We start from the raw sequence: 15891 nt of genomic DNA on the forward strand, positions 1-15891 counted from the left end.
GTCACCCTCCTGTCGGAGGACACGTACCGTCGCCAGGCCGGGCGGCTGCAGGCGGAGATGGCATCCATGCCGACGCCCGAGGAATGGGTCGAACCGCTGCGCGACCTGGCCGCCACCGGGACGGCCGCCCCTTAGGCGACAGCGACAGGCAGATGCTTGATGCCGTTGATGAAGTTGGACAGCAGCCGCTCGGGGTCTCCGGTCGCGTGAATGCCGGGCGTCCGTCCGAGGAGCTCGCGGAACATCACGGTGATCTCCTGGCGGGCCAGGTGGGCCCCCAGGCAGAAGTGCGGCCCTGGACCGCCGAAGCCCACGTGGGGATTGGGCTCACGGCGGATGTCGAAGCGATAGGGCTCCTCGAACACCGCCTCGTCGCGGTTGGCCGACCAGTACATGAGCAGCACCTTGGCGGCCTCGGGGAGGTCCACGCCGCCGAGGGTCACATCCTTGGTGGCGGTTCGGCGCATGAAGATCACCGGCGAGGCGATCCGAACGATCTCCTCGACCGCCGTCGGCGCCAGTGTCTCGAAGCCCGCGGCCCACGCCGCCCGCTGATCGGGATGGTCGGTGAGCAGCCTCATCCCGTGGCTGATGGCGTTGCGGGTCGTCTCGTTGCCCGCCACCACGAGCAGGATGAAGAACGAGGCCAGCTCCTGGTGGGTGAGCTGCTCGCCGTCGACGTTGGCGGTGACCAGGGCCGAGGTGACGTCGTCGCCTGGGCGCTCGGCCCGATGCCGGGCCAGATCCCCCATCAGCTGCGTGAGCTCCTGGCCCGAGGTGAGCAGGGCCATGACGACGTCGCTGCCCTCGGGCACGTACTCGGGATCCATGCCCCCGAGAATGACGTTCGAGTGGTGGAAGACGAAATCGTGATCGGGCTCGGGTACGCCCATCATGTTGCAGATGACGCGCAGCGGCAGCTTGGCCGCCACCTCGGTCACGAAGTCGCACGTCCCCTTCTCGATCACGTCGTCGACGATGAGCGACGCCGACCGCTGGACCTCGTCTTCGATCTTCTTGACCATCCGAGGCGTGAAGGCCGCCGAGACGATGCGCCGCAGGCGAGCGTGGCGCGGATCGTCGAGGTTGATCATGGATCCGAAGAACTCGAGGAACTCGGTCGGCATGTCGAAGATGCTCGTGGCCCCCTGGCCCGAGCAGAACGACCCGGGCTCGCGGCTCGCCTCCACGACGTCGGCATGGCGGGTGACGGCGTAGTAGCCCGAGCCGTCCAGCGGAATGGGGACGGTGATGCCGGGTGGTGGCTCCGGATCGTCGAAGTGGGCGATCGGTCGTTGCCGGCGGAGGGCCTCGAAGGCCGCTTCCCGCTCGTCGAGAGGCCGGGCCCAGAAGGCCAGGTCAGAGAGATCGATGTCGTCGATCGTCAGCACCGGGTTGGGATTCACGGCTTCCTCCCGCTCTCCTTCGGCAACCAGCGAGCGAACCTACCTCGCCGCCCCCCATGGCTGCACAACGTAGGCGCCCTCCATCGCCCGCGCCTCCTCGAACGACACCACGGTCCGGCCGAACGGGAACAAGGCGGCGCCGGCGAGCCTGAAGTGGGCGATGGCGAAGGGGATGCCGATGATCGTGATCGCACAGATCACGCCGGCGATCACGTGTGAGAGGGCGAGCCACCAACCGAAGAGGATGAACCACAGCACGTTGCCGACGGCTGACGGGACCTCGCCGGGAATCCTCACCAGGGCCGAGCCGAACGGCCAGAGCGTGAAGCTGGCGAGCTTGAAGGCCTGGATGCCGAAGGGAATGGTGATGATCAGGACGAAGCAGATCAGGCCCGCCACGGCGTAGCTGAGAGCGAGCACCAGCCCACCCAGCAGCAACCACAGGATGTTGCCGATGACCCGCACTAGCGGGATCCCTGTTGCACCTTCTGGGCTTGCTGGGCCTGCTTGGCCTGCTTCGTTCGCCTGCGACGCCGGTACGCGGGCACGAGACGGTCGAGCAGGGCCCCGAGCACGGCGGCCAGGATCAGGGCCCAGATGAGCGAGACGTGGGCCGTGAAGAAGACGAAGTGAACGGTGACCGTGCCGCTGTTCTCGACGATGAAGGCGATCAGCAGTCCGGCCACGATGGCCAGGCCAATCAGCCGAGCGATCCCGCCTACGTCCCGTTTGTCCTTGGGTCGCGGCGTCACCGCTGCCTGCGCCGTGCTCGGCGGCGCGGACGCCGCTGCGTCCTGCGTGGCGCGATCGTCGGTGCTCGTGGCTCCCCCTCCCTGCTCAACGCCATTCTACACCTGTCCCTCCGGGCGTGCCCTGAGCCGCCCAGCTGGTCCGTCTACCGTTGAAGATGTGGCACGACCGCGTCCGGCCGACAGGCCGGCATCCGAAGGCGAGGGACCGCCCTCGGAGGCCGACGTCGAGCGGCAGCTGCGCGAGCACCGGGCAACGCCACTCGATAAGTGCGGAGATGCGCCCGACCCGCGGTTCAGCTTCGCCAACGAGCGCACGTTCCTGGCCTGGAGCCGCACCGCGCTCGCCCTCATCGCCGCCGGCCTGGCTGCGGCCCAGCTCCTGCATTTCGGCCTCGGCGGTGCGCGCCTCATCATCGCCCTCCCGCTGATCGCCCTCGGCGCGGTGGCCGCGGTGACCAGCTACCGCCAGTGGGAGGGCAACGAACGTCGGCTTCGGCTGCGGCTCCCGCTGGCCTACTCGCCGGTCGGCAAGATCGTCGCCGTGGGGATCTCGGTCATCGGGGTGGCCGCCGGCATCATCGTGGTCGTCGACCTGATCACCAGGTGATGGGTACCGACGCCATCGGTCGTCAGCCGGACGAGCCCGATCGGGGACTGGCGACCGAGCGGACGGCGCTGGCGTGGACGAGGTCGGCGCTGGCGCTGGCCGCGATCGGAGCCCTGGCGGTGCGTCGCGGAGCCCAGGGGGACCTGCCGGCCGTCGCCTACCCCGTTGGCGCCCTGCTCTTCGGGGCAGCCGTCGCGCTGTGGATGCTGGGGGCGAGCATCTACAACAGGAGGGTCGCCAGGACCGACGCCGGAGACCCAGCGCCGCGTGCCGTGGCGTTCAAGATCATGTCGATCGGCACCGTCGGCATCGCCGTGGCCGCGATCGTCCTCGCCATCCCCGTCTAGCTGGGATCACGCCGTCGCAGCGACCGGTGCGCGACCATGGCCCGGTCAGCGAGGCGAGCAGGTGGTGGTCGGATGCAGACGCGCAAGCTCGTAGCCGAGCTGCTCGGCACGGCGATACTGGTCTTCTTCGCCGTGGGAGTGGCCACGCTCTCACTGGGATTCAAGTTCGCCGGGAGCAGCACCTCGGCCGGGGTGGTGGCCACGGCCCTGGCCTTCGGCCTGGTCCTGTTGGCCCTGGTCTACGCCATCGGGCCGATCTCGGGCTGTCACGTCAACCCGGCGGTGACCATGGCCTTCGTCGCCTCCCGGCGCATGTCGATCCAGGAGGCCATCGGTTACTGGATCGCCCAGTTCGTCGGCGCCATCCTCGGGGCCCTGGCCCTCTGGGGCATCTTCACCGGGTCCCCCGGCTACAGCACCGGCAACCAGGGCCTCGGCACCGACGGCTGGGGCAAGCACTCGCTCATCCACCTCAGTGTCGGTGGGGCCTTCGCCGCCGAGGTCGTCCTCACGTTCCTCTTCGCCCTCGTGGTGCTGGCCGCGACCAGCCACCTGACATCGGCTGGCTTCGCCGGCCTGGCCATCGGCATGGGCCTCGCCACCGTCCACCTCGTCGGCATCCCGCTCACCGGCACCTCCGTCAACCCGGCGCGCAGCCTCGGTCCGGCGCTGATCGTGGGCGGCGACGCCCTCAGCCAGCTGTGGCTCTTCATCGTGGCGCCCTTGGTTGGCGGCGCCATCGCCGCCGTCGTCTGGGGCTATCTGTTCGTGCCTGATCGACCGAAGGAACCGGTGCCGCCCGGCCGGGTGCAGCCCTCCGACCTCGCGGGGCCCTCGCAGGAGACCTGAGGCCGGCCCGCCAAGGCGCCGATCGCGGTAGGAGCGACGCCTCCAGTACGATCGCCTTGACACCTTCAAACGGGACGAGGCACATCGGGAGGCTCAATGGCTGAGGACGTTGCCCTGAAGGGCAAGCTCGGCCGGGTCTCGTGCAGCATCCCCCCCGAAGGTGGCGGCGAGGTGTTGATCGAGGTGAGGGGCGGAGCCGAGGCGTTCACCGCCTATCCCTCCGAGCCCAAGAGCATCGCCACCGGACGAACCGTCGTCGTGGTGGAGCAGCTCTCCCCCCGCTCCGTCCTCGTCACGCCCTACTGGAGCGAAGGAGACTAGATGTTCTTCTGGCGAATTCCTGCACCGAACGAAGCGCTGGTCATCTCGGGCGCCAAGCACCACGACCCGGCCGGACCCCAGTTCCAGGTCGTGGTGGGCCACGGCGCGTGGGTCCTACCTTTCCGCAAGACCGCCCGCAAGCTCTCGCTCGACGTCCGGGAAGCGATCCTCGGCGAGGATTGCGTGACGACCCAGGGCATCCCGCTTCAGGTCCAGGCCGTGTGCGTGTTCAAGGTCGCCGACGACCCGGCCAGCATCGCCAACGCGGCGCGGCGGTTCCTCGATCAGCAGAACCGCATGGAGCAGATGGTCGGCCAGGTCTTCGGCGGCCACCTGCGATCGATCGTCGGCGGCCTCACCGTGGAAGAGATCATCCGGGACCGCGAGCGGCTCCGCCAGGAGGTGATCAAGTCCTCCGACATCGAGGTCGAGCGCCTCGGTCTCACCGTCGACAGCCTCCAGATCAAAGAGATCGTGGACCCGAGCGGCTATATCGCCAACATCGCGGCTCCCTACACGGCCGTGGTCCAGAAGGACGCCCGCATCGCCCAGGCCGCCGCCGACCGCGAGGCCACCGAGCGCGAGCAGGAGGCCAACGCCCTCAAGTCCGAGGCCGTGCGGGCGTCGCAGATCAAGCAGGCCGGCTACCAGGCCGAGATAGACCGGGCGGCGGCGCAGGCCAGCCAGGCGGGGCCGCTGTCCGAGGCCGAGGCGAGGCAGCAGGTCGTGCAGACGGAGACGGCCGTGGCCAAGCTGGAGGCCCAGCGGGAGGAGCAGCGGCTCCAGAGCACGGTGAACCGGCCCGCTGACGCCGAGGCCTATAGGCAGGTCACGCTGGCCAAGTCCGCCAAGGAGGCCCGGGTACTCGAGGCCGAGGCCGAGGGTCAGGCCATCAAGGTGAAGGGCGAGAGCGAGGCCGGGGTCCTGCGGGTCCGGGCCGACGCCCTGAAGGCCAACCAGCAGGCCCTGGTGACCCAGCAGCTGGCCGAGCACCTGCCCGAGATCGTGACCGCCGCCACGAGGAGCCTGACCGGCGCCAACCTCACCGTCCTCAACGGGGGCGAGGGTCTCGCCGATCTGGTCGGACAGGTGGTGGGGCAGGGCTTCACCCTCTTCCAGGGCCTGCGTCAGGGCCTCGGGGTGGACGGGGCGGCCGAGAACGGCCCGTCAGCCGAGGGGCGGCCCCCGGCGGACGGAAGGCCGGCGGTCGAGCGAACGGTCGGTGCGGGCCCCGACAAGGTGCCGGCCGACAAGGCTGCGGGCCCCGGCAAGGCCCCGGCCGACAAGGCCCCCGCCGACAGGGCGCCCGGCGACAACGCGGCGGGCGGCAAGACCGCTCGCTGAGCGCCGCGTGACCGGGACCGGCGCGGAGCTGACGCCGGCGTGGCTGACCGACACTCTGGCGCCGCTGCTCGGGCCCGCCCGGGTCCTCGAGGTCGCCTACGCGCCCGTGGGCACAGGGCAGATGAGCGACTGCGTGCGCCTGACGCCGACCTACGACGGCCCGACGGCTGCGCCCCGGTCGCTGATCGCCAAGCTCCCGGCCGCGGACCCGACCAGCCGGGCGACGGCGGCGGCGCTGCGCAACTACGAGATCGAGGTGAGCTTCTACCGCCAGCTGGCGCCGCAGCTTCCGATTCGGGCGCCCCACTGCTACCACTCCTACCTCGACGCCACGGGCACGGACTTCGTGCTGCTGTTGGAGGACGTGGCCTCGGCGCGCCAGGGAGACCAGCTGGCCGGTTGCAGCATCGACGAGGCGGCGGTGGCCGTCGAGGAGCTGCCCCGACTGCACGCGCCGCGGTGGGGTGACGCCAGCCTGGCCGGGCTGGATTGGCTCCACCGCGACCCCGGGGAGGCCGCGGCCTTCACGAGCCAGCTGGTCGCCGGCCTGTTCGGCGGGTTCCGCGATCGCTATGCCGGGCGCGTCGACGACGACATCATCGCCCTGGGTGAGCGGCTGATGGCGAGGCTTCCGAGCTACCTCGGCGATCGACGGGGACCGTGGACGGTGGCCCACGGCGATTTCCGCCTCGACAACCTGCTGTTCGGAAGCGACGCGACCGGGCCGCCGGTCGTCGTGGTCGACTGGCAGACCGTGGCCCACGGCCCCGGGATCGGCGATCTCAGCTACTTCCTCGGCGCCGGCCTGGTCCCAGAGGACCGGCGGCGTCACGAAGGCGAGCTCGTCCGCGCCTACCACGGGTCGATCCGGGCGGCCGGGGTGGACGGCCTCGGCTGGGACGAGTGCTGGACCCAGTACCGGCGCTACGCCTTCGGCGGCGTGATCATGGCCATCGCCGCGTCCATGCTGGTCGAGCAGACCGAGCGGGGCGACGACATGTTCGTGACCATGGCCCAGCGACACGGTCGCCACGCCATCGACCTCGAAGCCGAGCAGCTCCTCGCGTGAGGCGCCGTGCTCAGGGCCGGCCGGCCAGCGGGTCCTCGACGACCCTTGGGGAGAACCGCAGGGCCAGGGCGTTCGGCCCGAAGATCCCGGTCGTGGAGCGCCACTCTGGCGCACCCGAGAGGGTGATCGGGCCCAGCCGCCGGGCCAGCACCGGAAGCGCCTCCTGCATCTCGGCCCGCGCCAGGTTCGCCCCCAGACAGAAATGCGGGCCACCGCCGAAGGTCAGCTGCGGTTCGCGCCGAGCCATGATGTCGAAGCCGTGTGGATCGTCGAAGGCGGCGGGGTCGTGGTTGGCGGCCGCCAGTGACAGCGACACCAGCGACCACGCTGGTATGCGCCAGCCGTCCAGCTCGATGTCCTCCACCGCGACCCGGGGCGTGACGGCGACGACGCCGGCCACCCGCATCACCTCCTCGACCGCAGGTGCGACGAGCTCGGGCCGCTCTGCCATCAGCTGCCACTGATCGGGGTGCTCGCAGAACAGCGTCATGGCCAGCGCCAGCTGGTTGCGGGTCGTGTCGTAGCCGGCGAAGAGGAGCCCGGCGAGCAGGGCCCGCAGCTCGACCGGGCTGAGCCGGTCACGGTCGTCGCCGGCGGCGATCAGGTTGCTCACGAGGTCCTGGCGGGGCGCACCTTGGCGCTCGGCGATCAGCCCGTCGAGATAGTCGTTGAGGCCGGCCACGGCCTCGTTGACCTCCTCCAGGTGGAGGCTGAGCTCGAGCGAGAGCACGTGGGTCAGGGCGTCGCCCCACCGAGCGAAGCGCAGGTGGTCCTCGGGCGGCACGCCCAGGACCTGGCACATGACCTCGATCGGGTAGTGGTCGGCGAAGTCCGCCATGAACTCGCACTCCCCCGCGCCGATGAATCGCTCGACGAGCTCCTCGGCCAGGGCGCGCATGCCCGGCCGATAGGGCTCGACGGCGCGAGGGGTGAACGCCCGGCTCACCAGACTGCGGATCCGGGCGTGGTCGGCGCCGTCGAGGGACAGCAGGGCCGAGGCGGTCAGGTCGTAGAGCCGGCCCTCGTTGACACCCTGTAGCCGGATGAGCTGCATCAGCGCGCTCTGCAACCGGGGGTCGGACAGCAGCTTGTGGACCTGCTCGCGCCCCACCACCAGCGCACCGAGGGGGGTGCGCGCCAGCCAGGACTGCTCGAGGATCCGGTCGATGATCGGCCGCGGGTCGGCCTGGAACTCCTCGGTGAAGGGGTCCAGGAACGGGGCCTCCTCCAGGGGGCGCATGGCTCCATTGTGGGCGCTTGGACCGCGACCGTTCCAGACGCGCCAGCCACAATGGGGTGGTGAGGGCGATGCGGAGGCGCAGCGAGCCGGGACTGGGCACCGCCACCCGCCTGAGGACCGGCCTCCTGGCCCTGCTGGTCATCGTCGTCTGCGGCACGCTCGGCTTCATCGGCCTGGGCTACAGCGTCGTCGACGCCCTGTTCCAGACCGTCGTGACCGTCACCACCGTGGGGTTCCGCGAGGTCCACAACTTCGGCGCTCCCGGCGAGATCTTCAGCATCTTCCTGATCCTGGCCGGCGTCGGGACCGCGGCCTACACCTTCAGCGTGCTCATCGACAGCTTCGTCGAGGGCCACCTGTCCGATCTGGTGTCGAGGAGACGCATGGAACGACGCATCGAGAGCATGCACGGCCACGTGATCCTGTGCGGGTGGGGTCGGGTCGGTCAGGCCATCGCCCGCCACGTCGCCGGCGCGGACCAGGACATGGTGGCCATCGACCTTTCATCGGACCGGCTCCCGGCCCCACCGGCCCTCACCGTCCATGGAGACGCCACCGACGACGCCGTGCTCACGGCCGCGGGCATCGGGCGGGCCGGCGTCCTCGTCACCGCCCTCGCCGACGATCCCGAGAACCTGTACGTGACGTTGACGGCGCGCTCGCTCTGCCCGGATCTGTTCATCGTGGCCAGGGCCTACGCCGACAGCTCGGTGGACAAGCTCCTCCAGGCCGGGGCCAACCGGGTGGTCAACCCGGCCAACATCGGAGGCGCCCGCATGGCCGCCTTCGCCCTGCAACCCCACGTCGCCGAGTTCGTCGACGTGGTCATGCACGACGGCAGCCTCGAGTTCCGCCTCGAAGAGGTGTCGGTGCCCCACGGGTCTCCGCTGGACGGACGAACCCTGCGCGACGCCCGCATCCGCGACCAGACCGGCGCCCTGGTGCTGGCCATGCGCAACGAGACCGGCGACTTCGTGACCAATCCCAGCCCGGACGTCAAGATCCGCGCCGGCCACATCCTCATCGCCATCGGGACCGGGAGCCAGCTCGAGGCCCTGACCCGGCGCGTCGCTCAGATCCGGCGGTAGCGGGCGACGGCAAGCGGTACGAAGACGACCAGGATGAGGCCTGTCCAGACGACCATCTGCCACAGCCAGTGGTAGATGGGCCCGCCCTCGGTGAGGGCGCGCACGGCGTTGACGGTCACGCTCACGGGCTGCACACGGGCGAAGCCCTGGAGCCAGCCGGGCATCGTCGCCACCGGCACGAACGCCGAGCTGGCAAAGACCAGCGGGAAGAGCGGGATGAACCCCGCCACCTGCGCCGTCTCCGGCTCCTTGACGACCATCCCCACGTAGGCGAAGACCCACGAGAAGGCGTACCCGAAGGCCAGCACCACCAGCATCGCCACGAAGTCCGGCAGCGGGCTGTTGTGGAAGCGGAACCCGACCCCGGTGGCCACGATGACCATCAGGAGGAGCACGAAGACGTTGCGAGTCAGGTCGGCGAAGGTGCGACCGGCCAGCACAGCCGAGCGCGCCATGGGCAGCGACCGGAAGCGGTCGACGATGCCTCCTCGCAGGTCCTCGGCCAGCCCGACGGCGGTCTGGGCGCCCCCGAACAAGGTGGTCTGGACGAAGATCCCGGCCATCAGGTAGTTGACGTAGGTGGTCCCAGGGGTGGAGATGGCGCCGCCGAAGACGTAGCGGAACAGCAGCACGAACATCACCGGCTGGATGGTGGAGAACACCAGCAGCTGCGGTGTCCGTGCGACGTGGAGGAGATTGCGCTTGGCGATGGCGGCGATGTCGCCGACCGCCACCAGCGGCGTGATCGGTCGCGCCTGGCGGACGGTCGGAGCGGTGGTGACGGTTGCGGTCATGTCCTCCTCCTGCGCCGGCCGCGCGCGCCGCCCGCGGCCTCGGGTTCGTTGCCGTCCTCGCCGTCAGCGCCGGCGCCGTGGCCGGTGAGGGACATGAACACGTCGTCGAGCGACGGCCGGCGCAGGCTCAGGTCCTCGAGTATGACCTCGCTCTCGTCGAGGCGGCGGGCGGCGGCCATCAAGACGGCGGCGCCACCCTTGGCCGGCAGCGTCATCCGCCGCTGTTCGGTGTCAATCTGGGGCTTGCCCTCTCCCAGCCCTGCGACGGCAGCGATGGCCTTGTCCAGATCGTCCGGGCTCGCCACCCGCACCTCGACCACGTCGCCGCCCAACTGGTCCTTGAGCTCGTCCGCGGTGCCCTCGGCGATCACCTTTCCGTAGTCGATCACCACGATCTGGTGGGCCAGGCGGTCCGCCTCGTCCAGGTACTGGGTCGTGAGGAGGATGGTCGTGCCGTCCGCCACCAGGCTCTCGATGAAGCCCCACATCTCGAGCCGGGTGCGGGGGTCGAGCCCGGTGGTCGGCTCGTCGAGGATGAGCACCGGCGGGCGGGCCACGAGGCTGGCACCGAGGTCGAGGCGGCGCCGCATGCCGCCCGAGTACGTCTTCACCTGGCGATCGGCGGCGTTGGTGAGCGAGAAGCGCTCGAGCACCTCGTCCGTCCGCCGGGTGATCTCCGCCCGGCCCAGGTGGTAGAGGCGCCCGACGAGCTCGATGTTCTCCCGGCCGGTCAGCGTCTCGTCCACCGCCGCGTACTGGCCCGCGAGGCCGATCAGGGGGCGAATGGCTGCGGCGTCGCGCACGACGTCGAGGCCGCCGATGCGGGCATACCCGTCGTCAGGGGCCAGCAACGTGGCCAGGATGCGGACCAGCGTCGTCTTTCCGGCGCCGTTGGGGCCGAGCAGACCGAGGACCCTGGCCCTGTCAGCGGCCAGGTCGACGCCGCAGAGTGCCTGGGTGGTGCCGAACGCCTTTGTGACGCCGGACACCTCGATCATGGTGTCGGCCATCAACCCTCTGGAACGATGTTGGGGCGGAAAAGGGCCAATCTAGCTGCCGACCGGGTGCCCCCGATCAGGCCGCGCTCGGGGCGGCGGCTAGTTCCCGAAGGGCTGCACCGGGCTCTCCGTCACCGTGACGGTGTTGCTCGTCGAGGGAGCGGAGATAGAACTACTGCTGTTTTGCGTCGCTCAGAGCAGGTCGGTGTCCTCGGGCTCGGGCACGAGATGGTTCTCGATGGCGCCGACCCGCTCGATCTCGATCCGCACGACGTCGCCAGGCGCAAGGAGCGCGGGAGGTGTCCGTGCGAACCCGACACCGGAAGGCGTCCCGGTCGAGACGATCATGCCCGGCTGCAGGGTGAAGGCGGCGGAGAGATGGGCGATCTGGTCGTAGCAGTCGAAGACGAGGTCGTCGGTCCTGGCCTCCTGGCGGAGCTCGCCGTTCACCCACGTGCGGAGCGCGAGGGTGTGAGGATCGCCGACCTCGTCGGGAGAGACCAACCACGGCCCGATCGGACCGTGGGTGTCGAAGGACTTGCCCATGGTCCACGTCGGCGAGGCCATCTGCCAGTCCCGCACGCTCACGTCGTTGACCACCACGAACCCGGCGATGACCTCACTCGCCCGCTCGGATGGCACGTGGCGACAGCGGCGGCCGATCACGAACCCGAGCTCGCCCTCGTAGTCGACGTGGGCCGGTGCGACGCGGGGGATGTGCACGTCATCCGTCGGTCCGGCGACGCACGACGACTGCTTGTTGAAGAACACCGGCACGCTCGGTAACGGCTGGCCCGTCTCGGCCGCATGCGAGCGGTAGTTGAGCCCGATGCCGAGGAACTCGGGCGGGCGAGCGACGGGGGCCCGGAGCCGGACCTCAGCCAGCGCGAGGCGCGGCGCGCCGGATGCGGCCGCGGCTGCCTCCTCGAGGCCGCCGGTGGCGAGTAGGGCGCTGAGGTCGGTCGGGAAGCGGTCGCGGCCGAGGTCCGCGATCTCCTCGCCGAGCACCACCCCGAGCCGGGTCGCGCCTCCATGGCTGAAGCGGGCGATCTTCATATCGGGCGCGACACTACGCTGCGCCCGGAGGTCTTCGCCCCGTGTCATCATCGAGCACGACGTGCCGCCCGCAGCGCTGCCGCTGAGCCGAGACTTCGAGTTCGCCTACGGCGTCCCCGACCAGGTCTCGCCGCTCGTTCGCCGCGTGGTGGCCAACAACCCCAACATGTTCACCTTCACCGGCACCGGGACCCACCTCGTCGGCGGCAAGGGCGTGGCCGTCGTCGATCCGGGTCCCGACCTACCCGACCACGTGGCCGCCATCATGGCCGCTCTCGGTGGCGCGGCCGTGAGCCACATCCTGGTGACCCACACCCACCGTGACCACTCACCCGCCGCCCGTCTCCTCCAGGAGCGGACCCGCGCCCCCACCTACGGCTGGGGTCCACACCCGCTCGGCGGCGCCGAGGGGGCCGAGGAGGCGGGGGACACGGAGTTCGTGCCCGACGTGACGGTCCGCCACGGTGATGTCATCCGCGGGGACGGGTGGACGATCGAGTGCCTCGCCACCCCGGGGCACATCTCGAACCACGTCTGCTACGCCCTCGTCGAGGAGCAGGGGCTCTTCTCCGGCGATCACGTCATGGGCTGGTCGACGAGCGTGGTATCGCCGCCCGAGGGCCACATGGGCGACTACCTCAGCAGCCTCGAGCTCCTGCTGGCGCGCGACGACGAGGTCTACTGGCCCACGCACGGCCCGCCCGTGCGCGACCCCAAGACGCTGGTGCGGGCCTTCATCGCCCATCGGCAGTACCGCGAGGAGCAGATCATGGACTGCCTGGCGGCGGGGCGGCACACCATCGAGGAGATGGTCCCGGTGATCTACGCCGATGTCGCGCCGGAGCTTCATCCCGCCGCGGCCCGTTCGACGTACGCCCATCTGCTGCACCTCCTCGAGACGGGCCGCGTGCGCAGCGAGGGCGATCCCGAGTCCGGCGCCAGTTACTTCTGACGCGGGCCTGCGATCTCTGACCACGGTGGCGTGGCATACCACGGGGTGAGCCGCATCCACCCAGGTGCCTTGGGTCCGTCGATCAGGAGGGCGTGACCGACGCGACCCTGGGCGATCGAGTCGACGGGCAACCGTCGCTGTCGCCTCGTCGAGGTCGTGACGCTGGAGCGTGGCACGCGGGTCCTCGGACGCCAAGGGCTCTTCGACACCGAGCGCACGGCGACCTCCGCCTCGCCGGCCAGGGCTGAGACGAGCTCGAGGGTGCGGAGGTCGCCGATACCCGGCAGGACCACCTTGGTCCCGAACAACGACATGAAGCCGTCCGCCGCCTGTCCCCAGCGCGTCCTCGCCTGGGACAGATCCTGGAGGCAGGCCAGGGTGAGGAGACCTTGGCTCGCTCCTTCCGACACGATCGCCGCCAGATCGGGCAGCGGCGCCACGTTGGCGACCTCGTCCAGGGCCAGCAGCACCGGCGGGTCCAGCGTGTCGCGAGCGTAGGTCGCCGAGCGGATCTCCTCGACGAGGCCGACGACGATGGGCGCGATCAGCGCCTGCTGGCGCGCGGGCGCGCACACATAGATGGTGTCGACGCTGCTCGGGAACAGGGCGGGATCGAAGTTCGGCGAGCTGGCCTGGGCCAGCGCCGCCGGGAACCGGTACGCAGCCAGCGCGCCCGCTGCGGTCGAACGGATGCTGCTGCGCTCGCGTGCCTCGGTCGTAGCTATTTGCTCCAGGACGTCCAGGGCGATCCCGGCGTCGTTGGCCACCAGGATCTTCTTCGCATCGTCGAGCTCGGCGCGGTGGACGGCCCGAAAGACGAACTCCATCCCCTCTCCACCCAGCGCCGCTGCGTGCAGCAACGGCGCCAACAGGGTCTCGGCCCGCTCCGCCCAGTGGGACGCGTCGGCAATGCCCTCCGCCGGCCGGGTCGCTCTCAACATGCCCCGAGCGATCACGAGGGCCCCGTCCCACCGGCGCGAACCCTCGACCGGCGACCAGTGCAGCGGCGTGAGCCCAGCCGGCACCTCGATCTGTCCCGACGGATCGAACACCCAACACGTGCCCAGCCGCCTCCGTGCCGGTGCCGTCGCGCTCAGGACGTCGAGCTTCGTCGACGTCGACACGACCGCTCCGTTGGCAGCCAGGATGGCCGGGATGACGATGGCAGTGGTCTTCCCCGAACGAGGCGGACCCAGCACGAGCACCCCCGACCCCCGCGCCGCCAATGTCCAACCTCGCGCGCCCGCTCCCAGGTAGATCCGGTTCCCGTGCACGCCCATCTCGTGCAGCACCTCGGCGTGAACGTCCTGCCCCCGCGCCGCCCCAGCTGATCCCATTCGCCGGAGATGCTAACCCTCGCCTGTCGCGGTCTCGCGAGCGTCCGCTCGGCCCGGCCGTGACCGCCGGACGCCCACCTACCCTGTGCCATGCTGGGCGGACACGGTGGCCGTAGCTCAGTTTGGTTAGAGCGCCAGGTTGTGGCCCTGGAGGTCGGGGGTTCAAGTCCCCTCGGTCACCCTCATCCTCGCAACTCACGGCGGCTCCCTCCCGCCGCCGCCCAGCAGTCCCGCCTGGCGGTCCCGCTCGGTCTTGAGCTCGTGGCAGTCCCAGCACCTGCCGCTCAGGTTGGCCCGGGTGGTGGGGCCTCCGTTGATTCTCCTATGTCAAGCAGCGGCCCAGTTGACCGGCTGCGACAGTCCCAGGGGCGGGGCCTCGTCAGCAATAAGCCGGCGAAATACCTCGTCAGAGAGCCGCCGACGAAGCATGCGTAGAGCCTCTGTCTTCGTATCGCCCGCAGCCAGCCGTCCCTCCACGTAAGCCCGGCCTGGACCGACTCCCCGCCACTGGGTGATCGCGATCCGGTGCAGGGCCGCGTTGACCTGGCGGTTCCCACCTCGGTTCAACCGGAACTTGGTTGGGCTGCCAGTCCATACCGGGATCGGTGCGGTGCCATTCCAGCGGGCATAGGTGGCCTTCGAGCGAAACCGGCTCGCTCCAGCCGTCTCGCCGATGATCTTGGCCGCTGACAGCACCCCGCAACCAGCTAGGGCGAGTAGCGAAGGTGCCAGCGGTCGCACGATCACTGTGATCTCCCACTTGAGCTTGTTTATCTGCACAGTCAGCTCATGACAGCGGGACACGAGCTCCCGGGCGATCTCAACCACGGTCCCCTCCACGGCGCTGAGGCGGCGCTCGAGACCGTCCAGCACGTGCTGGGCGCTCAGTGCCCTCGGCGGGATCACCAGGTCGGGAAAAAGCTCGTGAAGGTGCCAACGCAGCCGGCTCTGCATGCGGGTCCTCTCGGCTACCAGATTCTCCCGGTGATCGACCAGCAGCCGGAGCCGACGGGCCTCACCGTCGAGCTGAGCGACGGGCAGGTTCGGCTCGCGAAGCGCCGCCCGGGCCACGGCCAAGGCGTCGATGGGGTCTGACTTGCCTCGCTCCCGCCCGCCTTGGCGGGCACCAGCCATCAGTCGGGTCGGCACTCTGACGACGGCCTCGCCGGCTGCCAAGAGGTCTGCCTCCAGGCGTCGGGTCAGGTGCCGGCAGTCCTCCAGCGCCCAGCGCCGCTCGGACCACTGCGACACCCACCCGACCGCGTCAAGGTGACCGTCCGAGGTGGTGACCACCGTCCGCTCTCCCAGTTTCCGGCCCACCTCATCCACCGCCACGAGGGTGTGCGTGCGCTTGTGCGCGTCGACACCAACTACCACCATGGGTCCTGCCTCCTCGATTTCGTCTTCTAGGGGGCGCGCGGACCGGACGGTGGACACGCCTTTATCGAGGTAGTGACCAGGCTCCTATCAAGTCATCCCGGCCGGTCCGACGCGCCTGGCGGGCGGCGAATCAACGGAAAGCCACGACCTAAGCCGGGCAGCCACAGGGTGAGCCAACCCACCAGGCGCTCGTGATCGTGACATAAAGGCCACCGGGTCGACGTGGTCGTACTGGATGTGGTGGCGCGTGCCGCAGTCCACACAGATGACCCCGTCGAAGTCGGGGGGACCACCGAGGTCGAGGGCGGTGCGCAGCTCGGCGGGGATGTGGCGCCCGAAGTGCTTGACCGT

At 70.1% G+C, this 15891-nt stretch carries 18 protein-coding genes and 1 tRNA gene; 9 read left to right on the top strand and 10 right to left on the bottom strand.

The annotated features are described in order from the left end of the window. Nucleotides 1-131: 131 nt before the first annotated feature. From VGF64_04155 to VGF64_04165, 3 genes are read right to left on the bottom strand one after another with little or no spacing between them, the layout of a single operon-like run. Nucleotides 132-1406: a cytochrome P450 gene (locus VGF64_04155; protein ID HEY1633927.1), complete on the bottom strand. Its 1275-nt coding sequence runs from the start codon at nucleotides 1404-1406 to the stop codon at nucleotides 132-134. A gap of 39 nt (nucleotides 1407-1445) precedes the next feature. Then, nucleotides 1446-1871 carry a YccF domain-containing protein gene (locus VGF64_04160; protein ID HEY1633928.1) on the bottom strand — a complete coding sequence of 142 codons (426 nt, stop codon included), beginning with the start codon at nucleotides 1869-1871 and terminating at the stop codon, nucleotides 1446-1448. Continuing rightward, complete coding sequence (locus VGF64_04165; protein ID HEY1633929.1) at nucleotides 1871-2158, bottom strand: LapA family protein; 288 nt, start codon at nucleotides 2156-2158, stop codon at nucleotides 1871-1873. Before VGF64_04165 ends, VGF64_04160 begins: the two co-directional genes overlap by 1 nt. A gap of 157 nt (nucleotides 2159-2315) precedes the next feature. Here VGF64_04165 and VGF64_04170 point away from each other — a divergent pair, with 157 nt between their 5' ends. The 6 genes from VGF64_04170 to VGF64_04195 all read left to right on the top strand — a co-directional run bounded on the left by VGF64_04170 (nucleotide 2316) and on the right by VGF64_04195 (nucleotide 6695). Continuing rightward, entirely contained in the window at nucleotides 2316-2765 is a 450-nt protein-coding gene (locus VGF64_04170; GenBank protein ID HEY1633930.1) for a DUF202 domain-containing protein, read from the top strand. Then, nucleotides 2765-3112 (top strand): DUF202 domain-containing protein, encoded by a 348-nt coding sequence (locus VGF64_04175; GenBank protein HEY1633931.1) that lies wholly within the window; start codon nucleotides 2765-2767, stop codon nucleotides 3110-3112. Before VGF64_04170 ends, VGF64_04175 begins: the two co-directional genes overlap by 1 nt. Before the next feature lie 72 nt (nucleotides 3113-3184). Continuing rightward, nucleotides 3185-3961: an aquaporin gene (locus VGF64_04180; protein HEY1633932.1), complete on the top strand. Its 777-nt coding sequence runs from the start codon at nucleotides 3185-3187 to the stop codon at nucleotides 3959-3961. 96 nt (nucleotides 3962-4057) lie between these two features. Then, on the top strand, nucleotides 4058-4282 hold the full coding sequence (locus VGF64_04185) for a hypothetical protein (protein HEY1633933.1): 225 nt from the start codon (nucleotides 4058-4060) through the stop codon (nucleotides 4280-4282). Next, nucleotides 4283-5626 carry an SPFH domain-containing protein gene (locus tag VGF64_04190; GenBank protein ID HEY1633934.1) on the top strand — a complete coding sequence of 448 codons (1344 nt, stop codon included), beginning with the start codon at nucleotides 4283-4285 and terminating at the stop codon, nucleotides 5624-5626. Nucleotides 5627-5633: 7 nt separating this feature from the next. Continuing rightward, complete coding sequence (locus VGF64_04195) at nucleotides 5634-6695, top strand: phosphotransferase (protein ID HEY1633935.1); 1062 nt, start codon at nucleotides 5634-5636, stop codon at nucleotides 6693-6695. Nucleotides 6696-6705: 10 nt separating this feature from the next. Here the strand turns inward: VGF64_04195 and VGF64_04200 are convergent, their stop codons facing one another. Next, entirely contained in the window at nucleotides 6706-7935 is a 1230-nt protein-coding gene (locus tag VGF64_04200) for a cytochrome P450 (protein HEY1633936.1), read from the bottom strand. Between the two features lie 68 nt (nucleotides 7936-8003). On the opposite strand from VGF64_04200, the gene VGF64_04205 reads away from it, so the two are divergent. Further along, a complete protein-coding gene (locus VGF64_04205) occupies nucleotides 8004-9023 on the top strand; it encodes a TrkA family potassium uptake protein (protein ID HEY1633937.1) in 1020 nt (339 codons plus the stop codon). Here the strand turns inward: VGF64_04205 and VGF64_04210 are convergent. From VGF64_04210 to VGF64_04220, 3 genes are all read right to left on the bottom strand, one after another. Next, nucleotides 9008-9817, bottom strand: coding sequence for an ABC transporter permease (locus VGF64_04210; GenBank protein HEY1633938.1), 810 nt, complete (start codon nucleotides 9815-9817; stop codon nucleotides 9008-9010). The two genes, VGF64_04205 and VGF64_04210, sit on opposite strands and share 16 nt — an antisense overlap. Further along, complete coding sequence (locus VGF64_04215) at nucleotides 9814-10827, bottom strand: ATP-binding cassette domain-containing protein (GenBank protein ID HEY1633939.1); 1014 nt, start codon at nucleotides 10825-10827, stop codon at nucleotides 9814-9816. The genes VGF64_04210 and VGF64_04215 overlap by 4 nt, the downstream gene beginning before the upstream one ends. A 180-nt stretch (nucleotides 10828-11007) precedes the next feature. Further along, complete coding sequence (locus tag VGF64_04220) at nucleotides 11008-11871, bottom strand: fumarylacetoacetate hydrolase family protein (protein ID HEY1633940.1); 864 nt, start codon at nucleotides 11869-11871, stop codon at nucleotides 11008-11010. 61 nt (nucleotides 11872-11932) lie between these two features. Here VGF64_04220 and VGF64_04225 point away from each other — a divergent pair, with 61 nt between their 5' ends. After that, nucleotides 11933-12823 (top strand): MBL fold metallo-hydrolase, encoded by an 891-nt coding sequence (locus VGF64_04225; GenBank protein HEY1633941.1) that lies wholly within the window; start codon nucleotides 11933-11935, stop codon nucleotides 12821-12823. Here the strand turns inward: VGF64_04225 and VGF64_04230 are convergent. Beyond that, a complete protein-coding gene (locus VGF64_04230; protein ID HEY1633942.1) occupies nucleotides 12814-14160 on the bottom strand; it encodes a type IV secretory system conjugative DNA transfer family protein in 1347 nt (448 codons plus the stop codon). The genes VGF64_04225 and VGF64_04230 overlap by 10 nt on opposite strands. A gap of 106 nt (nucleotides 14161-14266) precedes the next feature. On the opposite strand from VGF64_04230, the gene VGF64_04235 reads away from it, so the two are divergent. Further along, nucleotides 14267-14341 (top strand) — tRNA-His (locus tag VGF64_04235). A gap of 146 nt (nucleotides 14342-14487) precedes the next feature. On the opposite strand, the gene VGF64_04240 is transcribed toward VGF64_04235, so the two are convergent. Next, nucleotides 14488-15540, bottom strand: a complete 1053-nt coding sequence (locus tag VGF64_04240) for an IS110 family transposase (protein HEY1633943.1) — start codon at nucleotides 15538-15540, stop codon at nucleotides 14488-14490. An 87-nt stretch (nucleotides 15541-15627) separates the two neighbouring features. Beyond that, a partial coding sequence (locus VGF64_04245; GenBank protein HEY1633944.1) for a hypothetical protein occupies nucleotides 15628-15891 on the bottom strand: 264 nt, incomplete at its 5' end.

The sequence above is a fragment of the Acidimicrobiales bacterium genome (genome assembly GCA_036491125.1).
Lineage (GTDB): Bacteria > Actinomycetota > Acidimicrobiia > Acidimicrobiales > AC-9 > AC-9.

Coding starts and splice junctions, on each gene's coding strand:
- VGF64_04175 (HEY1633931.1), top strand. CDS start 2,765: ATGGGTACCGACGCCATCGGTCGTCAGCCGGACGAGCCCGATCGGGGA.
- VGF64_04180 (HEY1633932.1), top strand. CDS start 3,185: ATGCAGACGCGCAAGCTCGTAGCCGAGCTGCTCGGCACGGCGATACTG.
- VGF64_04185 (HEY1633933.1), top strand. CDS start 4,058: ATGGCTGAGGACGTTGCCCTGAAGGGCAAGCTCGGCCGGGTCTCGTGC.
- VGF64_04190 (HEY1633934.1), top strand. CDS start 4,283: ATGTTCTTCTGGCGAATTCCTGCACCGAACGAAGCGCTGGTCATCTCG.
- VGF64_04200 (HEY1633936.1), bottom strand. CDS start 7,935: ATGCGCCCCCTGGAGGAGGCCCCGTTCCTGGACCCCTTCACCGAGGAG.
- VGF64_04205 (HEY1633937.1), top strand. CDS start 8,004: ATGCGGAGGCGCAGCGAGCCGGGACTGGGCACCGCCACCCGCCTGAGG.
- VGF64_04210 (HEY1633938.1), bottom strand. CDS start 9,817: ATGACCGCAACCGTCACCACCGCTCCGACCGTCCGCCAGGCGCGACCG.
- VGF64_04215 (HEY1633939.1), bottom strand. CDS start 10,827: ATGGCCGACACCATGATCGAGGTGTCCGGCGTCACAAAGGCGTTCGGC.
- VGF64_04220 (HEY1633940.1), bottom strand. CDS start 11,871: ATGAAGATCGCCCGCTTCAGCCATGGAGGCGCGACCCGGCTCGGGGTG.
- VGF64_04230 (HEY1633942.1), bottom strand. CDS start 14,160: ATGGGATCAGCTGGGGCGGCGCGGGGGCAGGACGTTCACGCCGAGGTG.
- VGF64_04240 (HEY1633943.1), bottom strand. CDS start 15,540: ATGGTGGTAGTTGGTGTCGACGCGCACAAGCGCACGCACACCCTCGTG.